Source organism: Nostoc sp. WHI (assembly GCF_015714725.1).
Lineage (GTDB): Bacteria > Cyanobacteriota > Cyanobacteriia > Cyanobacteriales > Nostocaceae > Nostoc.
This window is the reverse complement of sequence record NZ_WBKM01000265.1, coordinates 14,359-30,769: the sequence shown is the minus strand read 5'-3', so window position 1 is coordinate 30,769 and position 16,411 is coordinate 14,359. Positions and strand designations below refer to the sequence as shown.

16 protein-coding genes are annotated in these 16,411 nt (G+C 39.9%); 5 read left to right on the top strand and 11 right to left on the bottom strand.

The features are described 5' to 3' along the window. Positions 1–306: 306 nt before the first annotated feature. The 4 genes from F8S12_RS26875 to F8S12_RS26860 all read right to left on the bottom strand — a co-directional run bounded on the left by F8S12_RS26875 (position 307) and on the right by F8S12_RS26860 (position 4,921). Complete coding sequence (locus tag F8S12_RS26875) at positions 307–1,164, bottom strand: hypothetical protein (RefSeq protein WP_196519347.1); 858 nt, start codon at positions 1,162–1,164, stop codon at positions 307–309. A 2-nt stretch (positions 1,165–1,166) separates the two neighbouring features. Then, the gene (locus F8S12_RS26870; protein ID WP_196519346.1) at positions 1,167–2,534 is read right to left on the bottom strand and encodes an AAA family ATPase; all 1,368 of its coding nucleotides are present in this window, start codon (positions 2,532–2,534) and stop codon (positions 1,167–1,169) included. 5 nt (positions 2,535–2,539) lie between these two features. Next, a complete protein-coding gene (locus F8S12_RS26865; RefSeq protein WP_196519345.1) occupies positions 2,540–3,655 on the bottom strand; it encodes a DUF262 domain-containing protein in 1,116 nt (371 codons plus the stop codon). A gap of 630 nt (positions 3,656–4,285) precedes the next feature. After that, positions 4,286–4,921 (bottom strand): glutathione S-transferase, encoded by a 636-nt coding sequence (locus tag F8S12_RS26860; RefSeq protein WP_196519363.1) that lies wholly within the window; start codon positions 4,919–4,921, stop codon positions 4,286–4,288. A gap of 107 nt (positions 4,922–5,028) precedes the next feature. Here F8S12_RS26860 and F8S12_RS26855 point away from each other — a divergent pair, with 107 nt between their 5' ends. The 3 genes from F8S12_RS26855 (at position 5,029) to F8S12_RS26845 (ending at position 7,547) form a co-directional block, all read left to right on the top strand. After that, positions 5,029–6,504 carry a cobyrinate a,c-diamide synthase gene (locus F8S12_RS26855; protein ID WP_196519344.1) on the top strand — a complete coding sequence of 492 codons (1,476 nt, stop codon included), beginning with the start codon at positions 5,029–5,031 and terminating at the stop codon, positions 6,502–6,504. A 204-nt stretch (positions 6,505–6,708) separates the two neighbouring features. Further along, positions 6,709–6,918 (top strand): hypothetical protein, encoded by a 210-nt coding sequence (locus tag F8S12_RS26850; RefSeq protein WP_196519343.1) that lies wholly within the window; start codon positions 6,709–6,711, stop codon positions 6,916–6,918. A gap of 167 nt (positions 6,919–7,085) precedes the next feature. Continuing rightward, positions 7,086–7,547 (top strand): hypothetical protein, encoded by a 462-nt coding sequence (locus tag F8S12_RS26845; RefSeq protein ID WP_196519342.1) that lies wholly within the window; start codon positions 7,086–7,088, stop codon positions 7,545–7,547. A gap of 97 nt (positions 7,548–7,644) precedes the next feature. Here F8S12_RS26845 and F8S12_RS26840 read toward each other — a convergent pair whose 3' ends face one another. Beyond that, on the bottom strand, positions 7,645–8,085 hold the full coding sequence (locus F8S12_RS26840) for a Crp/Fnr family transcriptional regulator (protein ID WP_196519341.1): 441 nt from the start codon (positions 8,083–8,085) through the stop codon (positions 7,645–7,647). A 215-nt stretch (positions 8,086–8,300) separates the two neighbouring features. Between F8S12_RS26840 and F8S12_RS26835 the strand changes: the two genes are divergently transcribed. Both F8S12_RS26835 and F8S12_RS26830 read left to right on the top strand, forming a co-directional pair. After that, positions 8,301–11,294 carry a UPF0182 family protein gene (locus F8S12_RS26835; protein WP_196519340.1) on the top strand — a complete coding sequence of 998 codons (2,994 nt, stop codon included), beginning with the start codon at positions 8,301–8,303 and terminating at the stop codon, positions 11,292–11,294. 172 nt (positions 11,295–11,466) lie between these two features. After that, complete coding sequence (locus tag F8S12_RS26830) at positions 11,467–11,649, top strand: hypothetical protein (RefSeq protein ID WP_196519339.1); 183 nt, start codon at positions 11,467–11,469, stop codon at positions 11,647–11,649. Positions 11,650–11,706: 57 nt separating this feature from the next. Here the strand turns inward: F8S12_RS26830 and F8S12_RS26825 are convergent, their stop codons facing one another. The 6 genes from F8S12_RS26825 to F8S12_RS26805 all read right to left on the bottom strand — a co-directional run bounded on the left by F8S12_RS26825 (position 11,707) and on the right by F8S12_RS26805 (position 16,348). Next, positions 11,707–12,159 carry a hypothetical protein gene (locus tag F8S12_RS26825; RefSeq protein ID WP_196519338.1) on the bottom strand — a complete coding sequence of 151 codons (453 nt, stop codon included), beginning with the start codon at positions 12,157–12,159 and terminating at the stop codon, positions 11,707–11,709. A gap of 97 nt (positions 12,160–12,256) precedes the next feature. Next, positions 12,257–12,385 (bottom strand): hypothetical protein, encoded by a 129-nt coding sequence (locus F8S12_RS41775; RefSeq protein ID WP_269144852.1) that lies wholly within the window; start codon positions 12,383–12,385, stop codon positions 12,257–12,259. A gap of 117 nt (positions 12,386–12,502) precedes the next feature. Next, positions 12,503–12,805 (bottom strand): hypothetical protein, encoded by a 303-nt coding sequence (locus F8S12_RS26820; protein WP_196519337.1) that lies wholly within the window; start codon positions 12,803–12,805, stop codon positions 12,503–12,505. 323 nt (positions 12,806–13,128) lie between these two features. Further along, positions 13,129–14,541 carry a glycoside hydrolase 100 family protein gene (locus F8S12_RS26815; RefSeq protein ID WP_196519336.1) on the bottom strand — a complete coding sequence of 471 codons (1,413 nt, stop codon included), beginning with the start codon at positions 14,539–14,541 and terminating at the stop codon, positions 13,129–13,131. Positions 14,542–14,603: 62 nt separating this feature from the next. Further along, entirely contained in the window at positions 14,604–15,413 is an 810-nt protein-coding gene (locus F8S12_RS26810) for an SDR family oxidoreductase (RefSeq protein WP_196519335.1), read from the bottom strand. A gap of 263 nt (positions 15,414–15,676) precedes the next feature. Next, positions 15,677–16,348 carry a class I SAM-dependent methyltransferase gene (locus F8S12_RS26805; protein ID WP_196519334.1) on the bottom strand — a complete coding sequence of 224 codons (672 nt, stop codon included), beginning with the start codon at positions 16,346–16,348 and terminating at the stop codon, positions 15,677–15,679. Positions 16,349–16,411: the final 63 nt, after the last annotated feature.

Below are 16,411 nucleotides of genomic sequence, written 5' to 3'. Positions count from 1 at the left end.
GTCAGTTAATAAAATGAATTTGCTTTGTAGCAGAGTAGGTATTATCTACCTACTCAACTAAGAAAAAGATTATTTGAGGAAACTTCCTTCTAAAATTTTAGCAAAATTATCGAGTCACGTTTCTCGATTTAAAGGTGCTGAAATTTCAGATTGCAGCAATTCAATTAAATCTCCTAAGTTGGCGGTATTTTATAGCGCAACACAATCCAGTGATGACTGCAATTAACGCACGGGTTTTGCCTGAGGCTGCGGGTGCGAGAAACGGTGCAGTGATATTAAGGTTCATAGCCCATAGACAAACATTGATTAGGATAAATCAATAGTTTTGTCTTTATCTTTTTTACTAGTATCAATATTTCCTTGCAAGTCAGCTTCCCCAATATGATATCCTCTTTTATCGAAAACTTCTAAGTGAGCAGCTTCACCATAATGTAAATTATCTACATACCAATACATTCCTGTAAGCAATTCACAATAAATACATCTGCCGTTATACTTCCGCGATTTTTTTTGAAATCTTGTAGTGTCTCGTAAAATTGTGTGTTCATCTCTTGGAGGTTCAGTAATATCTAAAGAATATTCTAATGAGCTTAGATTTAATTTATTTTCTAACCAATATTCCAGTGCTGGTTTACTATCCACACCATCTATACATATCTGATTGTCTTCCACATTATTTTTAATCACTGTAATTAAACAACAGTTAATAATATGTGGGTGAGTGATTTGAAAACTAGAATTAATAAAATTAACTAACAGATATTCTTTATTATTATTTTGACTTTTTCGTTCAGCTACTTCTGCCAAAGAAGTATCACAAACATTTTTATAATCATTGTCAATAGTTAAGCAATCAAATAAATCTTTTGAAGAATGCAGTTGCTCTGTACGCCATTGCTTGGGATTTGACTTATTGAAGACGATATTAATAAAGGCAGTTTTCAAGGATTTATCTTTCAGTTGGTTAAGACTAGCACTGAAACTAGATCCTTTGATTGCTTCATAATTAGCATATATATTGCTATCTTCTTTATAAAGTACTTTATCTTTAATTTTTTGATTGATTAATTCAAAAATCGAATTAAAAATTTTTATAGCATCCCGGAATTCTACCTCTGTCATAAACTGTCCTTCTAGAGATACTTCGTTAATAAATATTTCCATTACTACATTCCAAAAAGTCGAGAGAAATCTTTATCCATTTGATCAAAAAATCCTTCTGGCCATTCTTCAATTCCTCCGTTTGGTTGAACGGGAATTTGCACTACTGGCTGTTCTGGATTTTGCTGGAAATATAATATGCTTAAATCGTCTGGAGTGACAATTTTATCAAGAACGGCTATTCGCAAAGCATTCAAGATGTGGTCGCTGTGTGATTCAATAAAGACTTGTACACCACAACTGCTAACTCTAGCTAAAAATTGGGCTAATCGGGATTGCGCTCTTGGATGCAAATGTGCTTCAGGATTTTCTACGATTAATATTTCTCCTTCTTGTGCAATCAATCCTGAAACAACAATAGGCAAAATGCAATGGTATCCAAATCCAACGTTAGCTGGTTTAAAACGGTCTTTTGAGTTATTGGTATTAAATAAAAGTTCGAGTATATTACTATCAGAGCTAGGAATTTCAACCTTTGCTCCATTAAAAATTTCGTTAAGCCATTCCTCTGTCTGAGTATATAAAGTCTTGGCATCTTGACCAAGACATAAGTTTTCATTTATTAAAAAATCTCTCTTTTTATAGAGTAAATTAACTGTAAATTCACCTTTGGCTCCTACATTTGGAAATTTGTTCAAAGTAGCTTTAGAATAAGATTCTTGTGGCCCTAAACGGTCTGCTGAAATGTAATGTATTTTATAAAAATGCAAAGATTTATGCAGTGAATATACATCCAATGTAAGGCTGTGTTTTTGTGGAGTTTGAAAAACATATCCTCCACCATAGAAAGGTAATAAATTAAGAAGATGACAAGAGCCTTTTCGTTCCGGTAGTAGACCTAGAAATTTACCTCGGTTTACTTCATGAGAATCAAATCTATTTATATTCAAAATATTTGAATCTTTAATCTTTTTGTAGATTCCTTCAAATTCATAATCGTCTTGTATAGTCTTTTTAATATTTATGACAACTTTATCAGAAAAAGTAATATTACTTATCTGAGCTACCATATCATCTTCAAAGTTTTCCTCAAAATCATACTCTGCGTAGCCGTGAAGCTTGAGATTATCTTCTTGATTAGGATTCAGAATATGTTTATCTTCATAATGGTATATAAATTTGATTGATTCATTTCTGGAAATACTACTGTTTTTAATATCTGTAAAGCTACCTAAGTTGATACAACTACCATTTAATACAATTTGAGATGCACTATCATTATGCTCAATAGATTGCCTCATTAATAGCAAAGACTGAAGAAACGTAGACTTACCACATCCATTTATTCCTGTTAACAGAGTTATTTGACCTAATAGGAAGGATGTTCTTTCTTTAAAAATTTTAAAATTTTCTAATTCTATTTGTGTTATCATTATGCTTATAAACTTCCTAATGCTTCTTGTGCAAGTTTAAATCTAGTAATTACTTTAGCTTTACTACTCGTAGCATATCTTATAGCATCAATATATTCGGGATTTTGTAGTAATTTATCAAACTTATCTTGGATATTTTTTTTATTTTCTTGTAAAAAATCATCACTGTTAATTGAGAAAAAATAAGAAACAGATTCAAAAATAGCAATATTTATTCTTCCTCTCCTTTCTGGTGCAGGTAAACGGAAGTTTCTTCTGCCAAAAAACTCTAAACTTAAATTCATAACTCTCTCAAAATCATTTTTCAATAAATCTATTTGTTCATCTGACATCAAATTAATTTTTTTCATTGCATTTTCCACAAAATCGCTCAATTCACCCTGGTATTCTGTTTCATAATCAAAAATTTTAAATGCTAAGTAGCGCAAAATAGCTTCTCTATCTTTCATTCTTCTAGGAGATATTCCATAATCAATAGCTCTTTTAAAATAGTCTTTTTCTGATAGTTCTTTGAGAAGTTTAGTAGATTTTCCTGAAAAAATACCGTTTCGGACTTCTTGACGCTCAAGATATGTTCCACCCGTATTAATTCTATTAAAAATATCGTAAACAACTTTGGCTGGTACAGAAGGTTTAATAATGTATATATAAAGTTTTTTATCTTCTATTCTCGTTTGATAGTCACCGGGTAACTCTTTGAGTTTTGAAAAATTATAATCATTCAGATATGTTAAAGCTTCTAAACCTGTTAAGTTAAATTCGTCGTTAATAAATTCGTGTAATGTGGATATTCTTTGTAAGCCGTCTACAATAATATACTTACCTTCTACAGTTTGATTAACATACAAAGGAGGTAATGGAAAGTTAAGTATTACTGATTCAACGAAATTACTTTTCTTTTCTGGTGTCCAAACTAAATTACGTTGAAAATCAGGATCAACAATCAGGTTGTTATTATCATATTTTCTCATTAACTCGAAAACTGTTTGAAGGTCTTCTCTGATGTCAATATCTGCTTTAGTCGGGTCATAAGGATACAACCCCCCATTATCACTTCTATCTTCTTCAGCCGTATCTTCATCTTTTTGAATTACATCACTATCTTGTACTTCAATATCCATTTATCTTTACTCCTTTTGTTGGTTAATATACTCGATGTTGTTGGGATTTACAGTGAGTGGATCTTAAAGCACCTTATAATTTGATTATGACATTTTCTAGCCACTCAGAATCTCCTCCTGTTACATCCACTACAGCCTAAGCTAAACTATTGCAAAATCTCCAACTTCCTAACAATCTTCCTCACCTAACTCACCAACCGCAGTCAGTGCGTGTGGCTCGTTTTTCCCTGGATATCTAGTATGCTCGTTATGGATAACATCGGCAAAACTTACTATACGTAGAATTATCTGAGAATTGGGCGATCGCACTCCTATACAACGCTTTAGTAACTAATAATGTTTCTGATTTTGAGTTTTTTAATAATTTAAGAGTTGAAAATTGGTTTGTTGATAGCACTGAATTTGTCTAAGGAGAGATAATGTAAAAACAAAGTGATAGAAAAAATATCATCAGACATACAAACTCAAGGTAAAAATTGATCCATCTGGTAACTTGGTAATTACCGAAACTGTGAATTTCCCCCCAGAGATGTGGAAGTGATAGTCTGGCAAGTTGCTGAGATGCAGAGCGATCGCCTATAGTATTTGTAAAGTTGCGTTGTTGAGGGCGATCGCTTCTTGACGGTCTAATTATTGAAAGGATACGTCGTATTTGCCGCCACGCTCAAGCGCGCGTTTGTAAGCAGGTCGCGCATGAATTCGGTCGATAAATTCTTTAAGCTTTGGCCGGCTCTCGACTTCTTTGGGTTGCGTGGCAATTAGTTCGAGGGGAAAGCTCATTTGGATATCGGCGGCAGTAAATTCTTCGCCCACAAACCATGTACTTTTACCAAGTTCGCTTTCTACGTAGTCAAAGTGAAGTTTGATCTGAGGCGCGACAAATCCGCTAACGACGCTGCTGTCTCCTGCCCCGAAATTGTTCAAGACTACCTGCATCACCAGCAGTGGCATTGCAGAGCCTTCGGCGTAATGCAGCCAATAAGTATAGCGCACATACTCCGATGTCCCGGATGCCGGAACTAGCCGATTATTGCCATAGCGATCAATTAGGTATTCGATGATGGCACCCGACTCAGCGATTGTGAGGTCTGCATCTGTAATCACTGGTGACTTGCCGAGGGGATGGACTTGTTGCAGCGACTCTGGTGCAAGCATTGTCTTTGGATCACGTTCATAGAATTTGATTTCGTATTCGATATCTAATTCCTCAAGCAGCCATAGCACACGCTGCGATCGCGAGTTGTTAAGATGATGAACAACGATCATAAAACGTTCCTCTTTTGCAGATGTGGTCAAACACAGAATAATATTACCAGTCAAAATTTAATTAATACTTAAATAGTTGCTGCATCAAAATCTTATTTGTTTCATTTATGGCTTTAATCATTGCTGGGGAACGGAGTGGGGTGGGCAAGACAACAGTCACGCTGACCCTTTTAGCATCTTTACGTCGTCGCGATCGCCTGGTGCAATCTTTCAAGGTTGGCCCAGACTACATTGATCCAATGTTTCATCAGCACGTTACTGGTCGTGCTTGTCGGAATTTAGACCCAGTACTAACTTCCGAAGCCTACGTTCAGCAATGTTTTGCTCGTCATAGCCAACTGAGTGAATATGCCCTAGTGGAAGGGGTAATGGGGTTATTTGATGGAATTGGGCATAGGGCATGGGGCATGGGGCATGGGCAAGAAAAGCAAAAATCAACAGACTTTGCAAGTACTGCCCACATTGCGCGGCTTTTAGATTTACCTGTGGTGTTGGTGATTGATTGTAGTCGCCTTTCTGGTTCTGTAGCTGCGATCGCTCACGGCTACCAATCTTTTGATCACCGAATTAAAATCGCTGGGGTAGTACTAAATCGAGTTGGAAGCGATCGCCATCTCTCTCTACTCAAAGATTCCCTAGAACCACTACAATTACCTATTCTCGGCGTACTGCGTCGTCAAGATAACATCACAATTCCCGATCGCCATTTGGGTTTAGTACCCACAGCCGAACTTCCCGAACTTAATGCTTTAATTGATCGCCTCGCCGATTTAGGAGATACCTGCTTTGACTGGGAACATTTGTTACCTCTATTAAAATCTCCACCCTTGTCCTCCTTTTTAACAAAATCCTCAGACGCTACGCCAACGTTAACGCAAAACTTAATTACGAATTACGTTAGCGTAGCGGTAGCGAGTCCGCGAGCGTCATTACGAATTACGAATTATTTAAGGATTGCCATTGCCCGCGATCGCGCTTTTAATTTTTACTATCAAGACAATCTCGACTTGCTGCAACAGTTGGGTGCAGAACTGGTTTTCTGGAGTCCATTAGAAGATGCTGGACTACCACAAAACATCCAGGGAATGTATTTTGGCGGTGGTTTCCCAGAAGTTTTTGCCCAGCAACTAGCAGAAAACACCAGCGCCCGTGATGCAGTGAAAACAGCAATTGTGACGGGAATGCCTGCGATCGCTGAATGCGGGGGTTTAATGTATTTGTGTGAGCAAATTATCGATTTTGAGGGTAAATCTTGGTCGATGGCGGGAGTATTACCGACATCTGCTGTGATGGGTGGACGTTTAATTTTGGGATATCGTCGTGCAGTAGCTTTGCAAGATAATCTGTTAGTGAAGGCAGGTACAACTGTTTACGGACATGAGTTTCATCGTTCTTCTTTAACCTCAACTCCCACTCAGCCTTTATTTGAAACTTCTCGCTACGATTGTGAAGAAAATATGGGATGCGAGGGATGGGGTTTACCTGTTAACATTCACGCTTCTTATGTTCATCTGCACTGGGGAGAAAGTGTAGAGATTCCCCAGCAGTTTCTAGAGTATTGCCTGAGACATAATCACTTTTGAATAGTCATAACTTGTAATATCTCTCTGCTTTACTAGACTTAAATAAATTTAGGCAAGGACATAGTTTTTAAAAGTCTGATTTATATGGCTTTAATACAAGCTCTGGTTCATCAAAGTCTTGACTAGAATAGCTTTTTAGGTTATTATATTGATAGGGAACTATACCTAAAAATTGCTATTAGCCCGCAAATATGGAGAGTTAAGATGGCACGCTCAGTTAATATTAGTCTCAGTGACACTGCTACCAAAGACCTAGAAGAAATTTCAAAACAATTGAAAATTGATAAAACTGAAGTTCTTCGTAGAGGTCTAGAAATCATGAAAGTTTACTCTGATGCTAGCCGCACTGAAAACACAAAGCCTGAACTTTTATTAAGGACAGGAGATACTGCTCAACAATTGGTTGTTGGGTAACAGCAAGTCTATTTTCATAAACTTGGTATGCACTTGTAAGTTTTGATAAGCCATACATAAGTTAAGTAAATGTTAGTCTTGCTCAAAAATGCAACAAAAGCCTTGTTTAAAACTTTTCTCCCTTACTTTCTGCAAGTAGGGGAGAAGCTTTATTTTAACTGATAAATATGCTAAATCCTGATCAACCTAATTCTCAGCTTCCAGAGGAAAATCAACCATCTGACTCTTCGCATCCAGAAGACATAAAACTTCCAATAGGAACTCTAAAACTAGACCTAACCAAAAAACTAGACCTAACCAAACGTGACCCTGATGCAATGAATCCAGTGAAGGTGCTGACCAGTGATGATGGGCGTAAAACTATTAACCTATTCATATCAGGGTTTTTAGGAGGATCATTATGGGTTACTTTGATTGTGCTTATCGGTTTTAACTATTGGAGTGTCAATCAGCTTAGTCAAAAATTAGCATCTCTAAAAGGAGATGATAAAGATAGTTATATTAAAGATGCTATTGCAGCTAATAATGACACGGCAAGAGGTTTATATGCTTTCTTAACACCTTTGGCCGCTGGAATAACAGGTTATTATTTTAATCTTGTAAATTCAAGTGAAAATAAAAGTAATTAGGAAGAAAAGAAATAATTGATTGATTAGTGGTAGACATAAATCAGTTAGGAAAGATATAGTCAAGAAGATATTTACGCTAGTTTTTTAAACTTTGCTCTTAAGTTTTGACTCCGTTTGTATTCATATCGTCATTTAATCTGCGAATCAGACGAGATAACTCACGAATAATATTCACCGCGATTTCGGGAGTTTCTTCGATCGCATCATACAATTGCTCTTGCGTCAGTTCTAAAAATTCACAGTGTTCTAGTGTCGTCGCGGTAGCGGAACGGGGTTGAGTATCAAATACTGCCATTTCGCCGAAGTATCTTCCTTGTTCTACCTCTGCGAGTTTTTGCTCTCCAATGTGGACTTTAACTCGCCCTGACACAACAATGTAGAGCGATCGCCCTTCTTCTCCCTGGCGAAAAATGGTGTAATTAGCTGGAAATGACAGTTCGTTCATCACTGAAGTGAGCCGCACAATAAAATCATCCCGCAATTCCTTAAAAATCGGGACTCGCCGGACAAATAATAAACGGTCAACACTGGTTAGCATAATTACAATTTAAAAATCATACATTACTGAATATCTGAAAATTGAAGTGGGAGTGCGATTAGTCATATTAAACGATGTTTATTGCTAGTTGCCAAGGATATTGCCCCTTTTATCAGCAGAAATCCACTTAAGCATCTAACAAGGATCGTCTTCAATAAGAGCGATCGCTTACAGTTATCTTAGAACCGGAAAACATTTGACTGTTAGGGTAAGGAATGTTCTGGAAATGGAGCTTTAGACTATTCATCGTATTCCTGGGGCTGTGGCTACTCTTGGATCTGGGTTCCCGCCTGGGAGTAGAAATTTTTTGGTTTCAGGAAATCGGCTACCTGCAAGTATTTGTGTTGCGGGTAGTGACTCGTGGTGTTTTATGGGTATCGGTGGTTGGTATAACTGCTGCCTATCTACTGATAAATCTTGCTCTAGCACAACGGCTAAAATATCCCCAGTCTGAGAAGATTGAGGAAGTTGAACTTAACAGTGAATTAAAAAACTTTTTCAGTCCTGATTATCCCAGACGTGATGAAATTTGGATACCTAAAGCACAAAGCTCTAAACCATTAAAATTACGTTGGTTATTACCCCTAGCTCTGGTACTAAGCTTGTTAATCGGGTTAATGCTGGCTCACTACGGTCAAATTGCTCTTTCCTACTGGCATTCTCCAGTTAATAAGATTAGTCTACCTATTCGGGTCTTATTCCGACCAGAGACAATCTGGCAACTGTTAAGGCAGATTGTCGCTCAAGTCTGGTATCTTGGCTTAATTGTGGGAGGCGAGATCGCTATCTTAGTTTATCCTCAATTTTTACTAAGAGCGATCGCACTCGTGTTCAGTGCCATTTTTGGGTCGATACTATTCCAAAACTGGACACAGGTGCTGCAATATTTCCACCCCACCTCGTTCAATTACTCTGAGCCTTTATTTGGTCGAGATATTAGCTTTTACGTATTTTCTCTACCCTTTTGGGAACTGCTAGAACTCTGGCTGATGGGATTATGTTTGTATGGCTTCGTCGCCGTTACCCTCACTTATCTCTTGTCGGCTGACAGTTTGAGTCAGGGGATTTTTCCTGGTTTTTCGCCCCAGCAGCAGCGTCATTTATTCGGTATGGGTGGCTTATTGATGCTGGTAGTGGCTCTGAGTTACTGGCTGAGTCGTTATGAACTCGTGTATTCTAACCGTGGTGTTAGTTATGGTGCTAGCTATACGGATGTGATGGCCCAGTTGCCAGCGTATACCGTCTTGTGCATCGTGGCAGTAGCGATCGCAACTTACCTACTTTGGCGAACGTTTTTCTGGAAACCCAAATCTCAGTATCGTCACTTAGTATTTTACGGATTGGGAATTTATCTAGTACTGGTTGTATTAGGTGATGTTGTTGTACCTGCTGTGGTGCAATATTTAATTGTCCTACCTAATGAGTTGCAACGGGAGCAACCCTACATTCAGCGGACTATCGCCTTGACTCGCCAAGCATTCGATTTAGAGGCGATCGATTCCAGAGGTTTCAACCCTCAAGGAACACTAACTGAAGCTGATATTCAAACGAATGACTTGACAATTCGCAATATTCGCCTTTGGGATCAGCGGCCACTGTTACAAACTAACCGTCAACTGCAACAAATTCGGCCATATTATCGGTTCCCCGATGCCGATATTGATCGATATACTCTGAAAACAGATGTAACTTCCCGCCGCCCATCTGCCCCTCAAAAGCCACCAGAACCTCAGCAGGAAATAGTTGAATTAACAGAACGGCGCCAGGTATTGATTGCCGCACGAGAATTAGACTACACTGGCGTACCACAGGAAGCTCAAACATGGGTGAACCGCCATTTAATTTATACCCACGGTTTCGGGTTTACTGTTAGCCCAGTTAATACAGTTGGGGCGGGTGGATTACCAGAATATTTTGTCAAAGATATTAGCGGTGATAGTAGCGCTCTCACAACTTCCAGTGCAGCCATTCGTGACAGTATTCCCATTGGGCAACCCCGAATTTATTACGGTCAAATCGCCAATACCTACGTAATGACTGGCACAAGAGTTCGAGAGTTAGATTACCCTAGCGGTAGTGATAATGTTTACAACTCCTACGATGGTTTGGGTGGCGTTGAAATCGGTTCAGCATGGCGACGGTGGTTATTTGCCATATATTTGAAAGATTGGCAGATGGTGCTGACGCGAGATTTTTTGCCAGAGACAAGGGTGCTACTGCGGCGAAATGTCAAGCAAAGAATTCAAGCGATCGCACCCTTCCTCAAATTTGACAGCGACCCTTATTTAGTTGCTGCTGCTGCTGATGAAAATTTCCCAAGTAATCCAAGTTATCTTTACTGGATTGTTGATGCCTACACAACGAGCGATCGCTATCCCTACTCAGACGCTGGTAGCGATAGGATTAACTACATTCGTAACTCGATCAAGGTAGTAATTGATGCTTACAACGGCAGCGTTAATTTTTATATTGCCGATAAGAGCGATCCGATCATTGCCACTTGGTCAGCGCTATTTCCCAACACTTTCAAACCGCTCAGTGCCATGCCGGTTAATCTCCGCAGTCATATCCGCTATCCGGTGGACTTTTTCAAACTTCAATCTGAGCGGTTGATGACTTACCACATGACCGATCCCCAGGTATTTTACAACCGGGAAGACCAGTGGCAGATTCCTAATGAAATCTATGGCAATGAAACCCGTCCGGTAGAGCCGTATTATTTGATTACTAGTCTACCCACTGTAGACTTTGAAGAATTTATCCTACTTTTACCTTATACTCCCAGACAACGGACTAATTTAATCGCTTGGTTAGCAGCGCGATCGGATGGTGAAAACTACGGTAAGTTGTTGTTATATACCTTTCCCAAAGAAAGACTGATTTATGGGACAGAGCAAATCGAGGCGCGGATTAACCAAGACCCAGTAATTTCCCAGCAAATTTCCCTGTGGAATCGTCAGGGTTCCAGAGCCATTCAAGGCAACCTATTAGTAATTCCCATTGAGCAATCGCTGCTGTATGTCGAGCCAATTTATCTAGAGGCCACACAGAATAGCCTACCAACTTTGGTGCGGGTAGTCGTGGCTTACGAAAACCGGATTGTCATGGCACAAACCTTGCAACAGGCATTACAGGCAATCTTTAAACCAGAAGTCACGCCAGCCCCAGCAATTATCCGCCCAGTAGAAGAAGCACCCCCGTCAGGTTAAGTACACATCTCATTAATTCTCCGCGTGCCTCTGCGCTTCCCTCTGCGCGACGGCAGTCGCTACAACGGGGGGAACCCCCGCAACGCGCTGCCTCCCCTCTGCGTTTAAACTTCCCCCCTCAATTCACCACGATTTTACGCAAAGCTGTACTATTAGTAGACACCAAAAGTTAATGGACATGGTACAAGATAACCAACTAGAGATTCGCCACGTTAGTCCTAAAGTAAGGCAGTTGATTAAAATCTACGCGAATATTAATAACTGTACGCAATCAGAGATGTTAGAACGCATTGTTTTGCAGTGGAACGCCCAACAAAGCGAGAGCGAACGACCGCCAGGGGACGAAGATGAATAGCTTTGTTAGACAATCCTTAGTCCGCTTTTAGTCAGAGGCTTTGATTAATTTAACTATTTAGTTAGAGAAAAACTTTCTAGAAATTGGGTCTTCTTTGAGGGATTGAATAAAATCTCTCAAAGTCATCATGTTGCCCTTGAAGGTAAATTTTGGAGTGCCATTTGGAGCAACGATTCTCACTTCACCGTCTTGGATCTGGATCTTATTTTTAATGCTATCCCATAGACTATCGAAGCTCTCATCATCCTCACAACCATTGGCTTCAAGAAATCTTTGGCGCACTTCTGTTTTTAGCGCTAGTGCTTCTGCTGCTTGGGTACGCGCCTCAAAGTGCTTAATTACATCTTCATAAGCACTCTCTCTCAGGATTTTATTTTCAGCCTGAACTTGATCTAACTGAGTTTTTATGAGTTGCAGTTGGGACGATAAAGCGGCTGATTTTTGATATTCAACTTTTAAAGCTTGCTTTGCATTGGCTAACAAGGTTTTATCATCTGGCTGATCTTGCATCTTGAATTTTTTCGGATTCTATATTTTGTCTCTTGATCAACAGATTTTAGGTAATCGGCTCTCGTCAGTTATATGATAAAAACTGGCGAGAGCTTATTCATTCAGGAGTGCTGAGTGCTGAGTACTGAGTACTGAGTAACCCCATAGATAAATCTAGGGGATTGAAGTAAGGACGCATTAAATATGCGCTACGCATCTCGAAATAAATATCTATTTCTTTTTCCATTGCCTTTAGGCAGGGGCTTTAGACCTTTTGTGCTGAGTGCGATTATTACTTTTTTTACTCAGCACTCGTTACTCAGCACTGTTTCGGTAAATATTCTGTAGGTTATCTAAGTATTAGTTATGTCACCAATAATGGTGATTCAGAGGTAGGATTTTCCTGGAGACTACTGATGCAAAAACTAATGTGGGAGCGGATAGCTCGCTCATAAACTTCAGTTTGGTAAGTGCGTACTCCTATAGGCTGATATATCAAGTTAATTTCTGGGAATTCAGACCAATACATCAGAAAAATGTCTTTAGCTGGAGTAATTATTTCATAATTATTCTCTTGTCTCTTCTTTCTAAGCCGACAATTATTTAACTGTAATTTTTGTCTGAATAGTTTTTCAAATTCTGGAATTAAATTTGAAGTAATTTTCATGGTTTATACACGTTAAAACGTGCTACTTATGCAAAGACTATCCTGAGATATAAGGTAAGTATTACACTTAAGATACCCTTACAATATAGTGTATCAGTTATTGGGTATTTAAGAATTGGAGGTTATTTTTCTCTTCTTCGGGTGATAGAAGAGGGTTAAGTTCTATTGAGGAGGATTTTACATAGCACACCTTTAGTATCTCTTAATTTCTACTTTAGGCGATCGCATCTGATACCGCGTCAGTATAGCTAGTTAGCAGATACACCCTAATAACTACACCACTAAATCATTTTCTCTTTAGAGCCTTGGGGGGCATTCAGTAGCTATATGCTACAACCTGGGCCTTCAAGACCCTCTGGAAAGCTGATTAATTCTAAATACTCTGGATTTGCGACTAACTGTTTAGCTGCTAGGAATCCGGCAATGCTCCAAGTTTGACAAATTCTGGCTTCTTTGCCAATTAAACGACCATTATTCCCATCGTAGTATTCTGGGAATTTATCCTTAAATAAACGCCTTTCGGCAATGGCGATCGCAGCTTGAGCAAGTTCTGTTCGATTTGTTTTTAGCGCCGCAGCAGTAAAGAACCACAGTAAAACTGGCCAGTTACCGCCGTTGTGATAAGACCAAGGGCTGTTTTTAGAGTCACATCCTGTAACAATTTTCCACTCTAAACCATCCATTGCTGGAAAGCAGATTTTAACAGGCATAGAGCCAATCAAGTCTTGCCAGCGTTGGGCAAACAAATTCATAATTCTTTGAGATTCGGCTTCACTTGCTAAGGAAGCGATGATTGACATGAGATTTCCCAAAGTAAAAAAGCGAAAATCCATCCGTCCCGGCCCCAGATTTCCCGCTAAATATCCTCCAGATTCGGGCAACCACTCGGTCAACCAAGTAGGGATTGATTCTGATTGGATATTGAATTTATTGGCAATTTCTTTACCAAATTCGTTACCCTTGTAACGATAAATTTCCCCCAATCGCTTCAGGTCTAGCCAGTAATAGTTGCGGATATGATATTTCAAAGCTCCCAATCGCCTATTGACTCTGCCAAGATAACTCTCGCCATCCGCATCTAGTAAAAGTAATTCGCTAGCAGCCCTGAGAGACGCATAGAATAACACTTGAATTTCTAGAGGATGTTCGTAGACTCCCATGCGACGGTCAATCATAAACGAGCCATCAGGAACTAACATTGTTGGGTACAGGGAAAACCGATGTACCAGGCAAAGATCCAAAATTAGCTTAATTCCGGCTTGAAAATCTGGCTGACGTGCTAAGTCTAAATCGCCTGTCGCTTTTTCATAAGCCCGTAGCAGAATAATCCACCACATACAGGAATCAACTGGGGGAACGCGAGCGATCGCCTGCTCACCAAAATCAGCGACCAAAAATTCTTCATTTCCATTAGAATGTACTTTGAAACTTGCAGGCATCAACCCCGCTCCCGGTTCAAAGCAATCCATCTGCTTGTCGTGACTTTGTAATTTTAGTGTTTCTATTAAAAAGTTGCGGACAATTTCTGCTTTGCCGTCCATGAGAAACACCAAAGCAGAAGGGACAAAATCGCGGAGGAAGCACTGGTCATAATTAAGTGCATCTGACTCTGACGACTCTGGATCGTGGGCGGCTACAGTACCAATGGGTTTACCCTGGTAATAAATTATGGACTTTTCCAAAAGTTGCCAGGCTTCTGCTTCCAGCAGACTGCTATTATCGATGGCGCTAGTCATAGGCGTTTAATTCCACTAATGGTATGTATCGGCTCAATTGTGGAAAGTACGCCAGCCTTACCTCAAGCTGACCAGGTTTCCCGGAAGTCAGCATACAGAGTCAATCCACCATCTATAAACAGTGTTTGTCCGGTGATGTAGGCGGCTTCATCCGAAGCTAAAAAAGCTACTGCGGCTGCCATCTCCTCCGAGGAGCCAGCACGCCCCATTGGGATATGACTTTCCACCATCGCCTTTTTTTCAGGATCATCTATCCAGTCTTGATTTATTGGTGTCATCGTAGCTCCGGGGGCAATAGCGTTTACACGAATACCTCGGCTGGCATATTCCAATGCTAAGGTTTTGGTCAGGTTTTCCATACCGCCTTTACTGATGGAATAGCTAATGTACATCGGTCGAGGAATAATTTCGTGAACGCTGGAAATATTAATTATCACTCCGGGACGATTCAGAGACAGGAGGTGTTTAATAGTTTCACGAGCGCAGAGATAAGCACCCCGGAGATTTACGGCAATCACGCGGTCAAAGTCTGCTGTGGTAACTTCGTGGGATGGACTATCTGCTTGAATGCCGGCATTGTTGACCAAAATATCTACACTGCCGAATTCTTCAACCACGGTGTTAACCATCTCAACAATGTCTGATTCTTGGGAAACATCTCCTTGAACGAGCAGCGACTTTACACCACAATTTTCGACATTTTGGCAGGCTTTTTGCAATGCCATCTCTTCCGTTTCTGCCCCACCTTCAGGGTCTTTACGGTAATTAATGGCAATGTTGCACCCCTCTTGAGCAAGTCTAATGGCGATCGCCTGACCGATGCCTGACGTTGCACCTGTAATTAAGGCATTCTTACCTTTTAAGCCTATCATATTTCCTCCCTAAGCTGCTTTTGCTTGAATTTACACTTCTTTCAAACAATTTTGGATTATTTCTTAAATTCAAAGTCTAAAATTGGCATTGTCAACCCCCAAGGGAGGGAATTCAAAAATAGGTATTTTATTATTTTGAATTTTTAAGTTCTTAAACTAATTCTCAAAAATCAGGCTACAGATCCAAGAGATGGAAACTCAACTTGAATCTGATGCCTCTTAATTACGAATTACGAATTACGAATTACGAATTGGTATTAGTCCTAGCGCAAATTCGCTGGCACTTGTTCAGGAACCACCCAGTAGTAAACAGTTTTGCCCTCTACATTCAACGTCTGCTGTGGTTTCCAATCGCCCATATCGAAGGCGTGGGAGACAATACGAGTACCAGGTTTGAGTTCTTTCAATAACTTGGGACGGAGTTGGAGGTTGATTTCGGGTAGAAGGTAAAGTGTAACTACTGTTGCTTCACTAAAATCAGTCTTGAACAAATCTTGCTGGACAAACCGCACGCGATCGGTTACTCCTGCCTTCTTGGCATTCTCATTAGCTTCTTCTATGCGTTCGGGGTTAATATCTATACCTACACCACGCGTACCAAACTTTTGTGCCGCAGTATTCACAATTCGCCCGTCACCGCTACCAAGATCGTAAAGCACATCATTCTTACCTACTTTTGCCACTTTTAACATTGCATCCACAACTGGCTGTGGTGTTGGCACGTAAGGAACATCGCCAGGGCGTTCTTGGGGTTGAGTTGTAGGCGTAGTTGTAGGAGTTGCGGTTTCAGTCTGAGCCGTTTCAGTCTGAGCCGTCAGAGTTGAAGGTTGTGTCCCGGCTTGCAAGTCTTGCTCTTGCGCCGTACACCCAGCAATTCCCAAGCTGGTAATACTAACCCCTGTAACCAGTAAAAACAGAATTTTTTTGAAGTTCATAAATTTTCTCCTTTGTCAATAGTTATCGGGTATTGGGCATTGGTTGTTCTTCTTGTCTCCCTG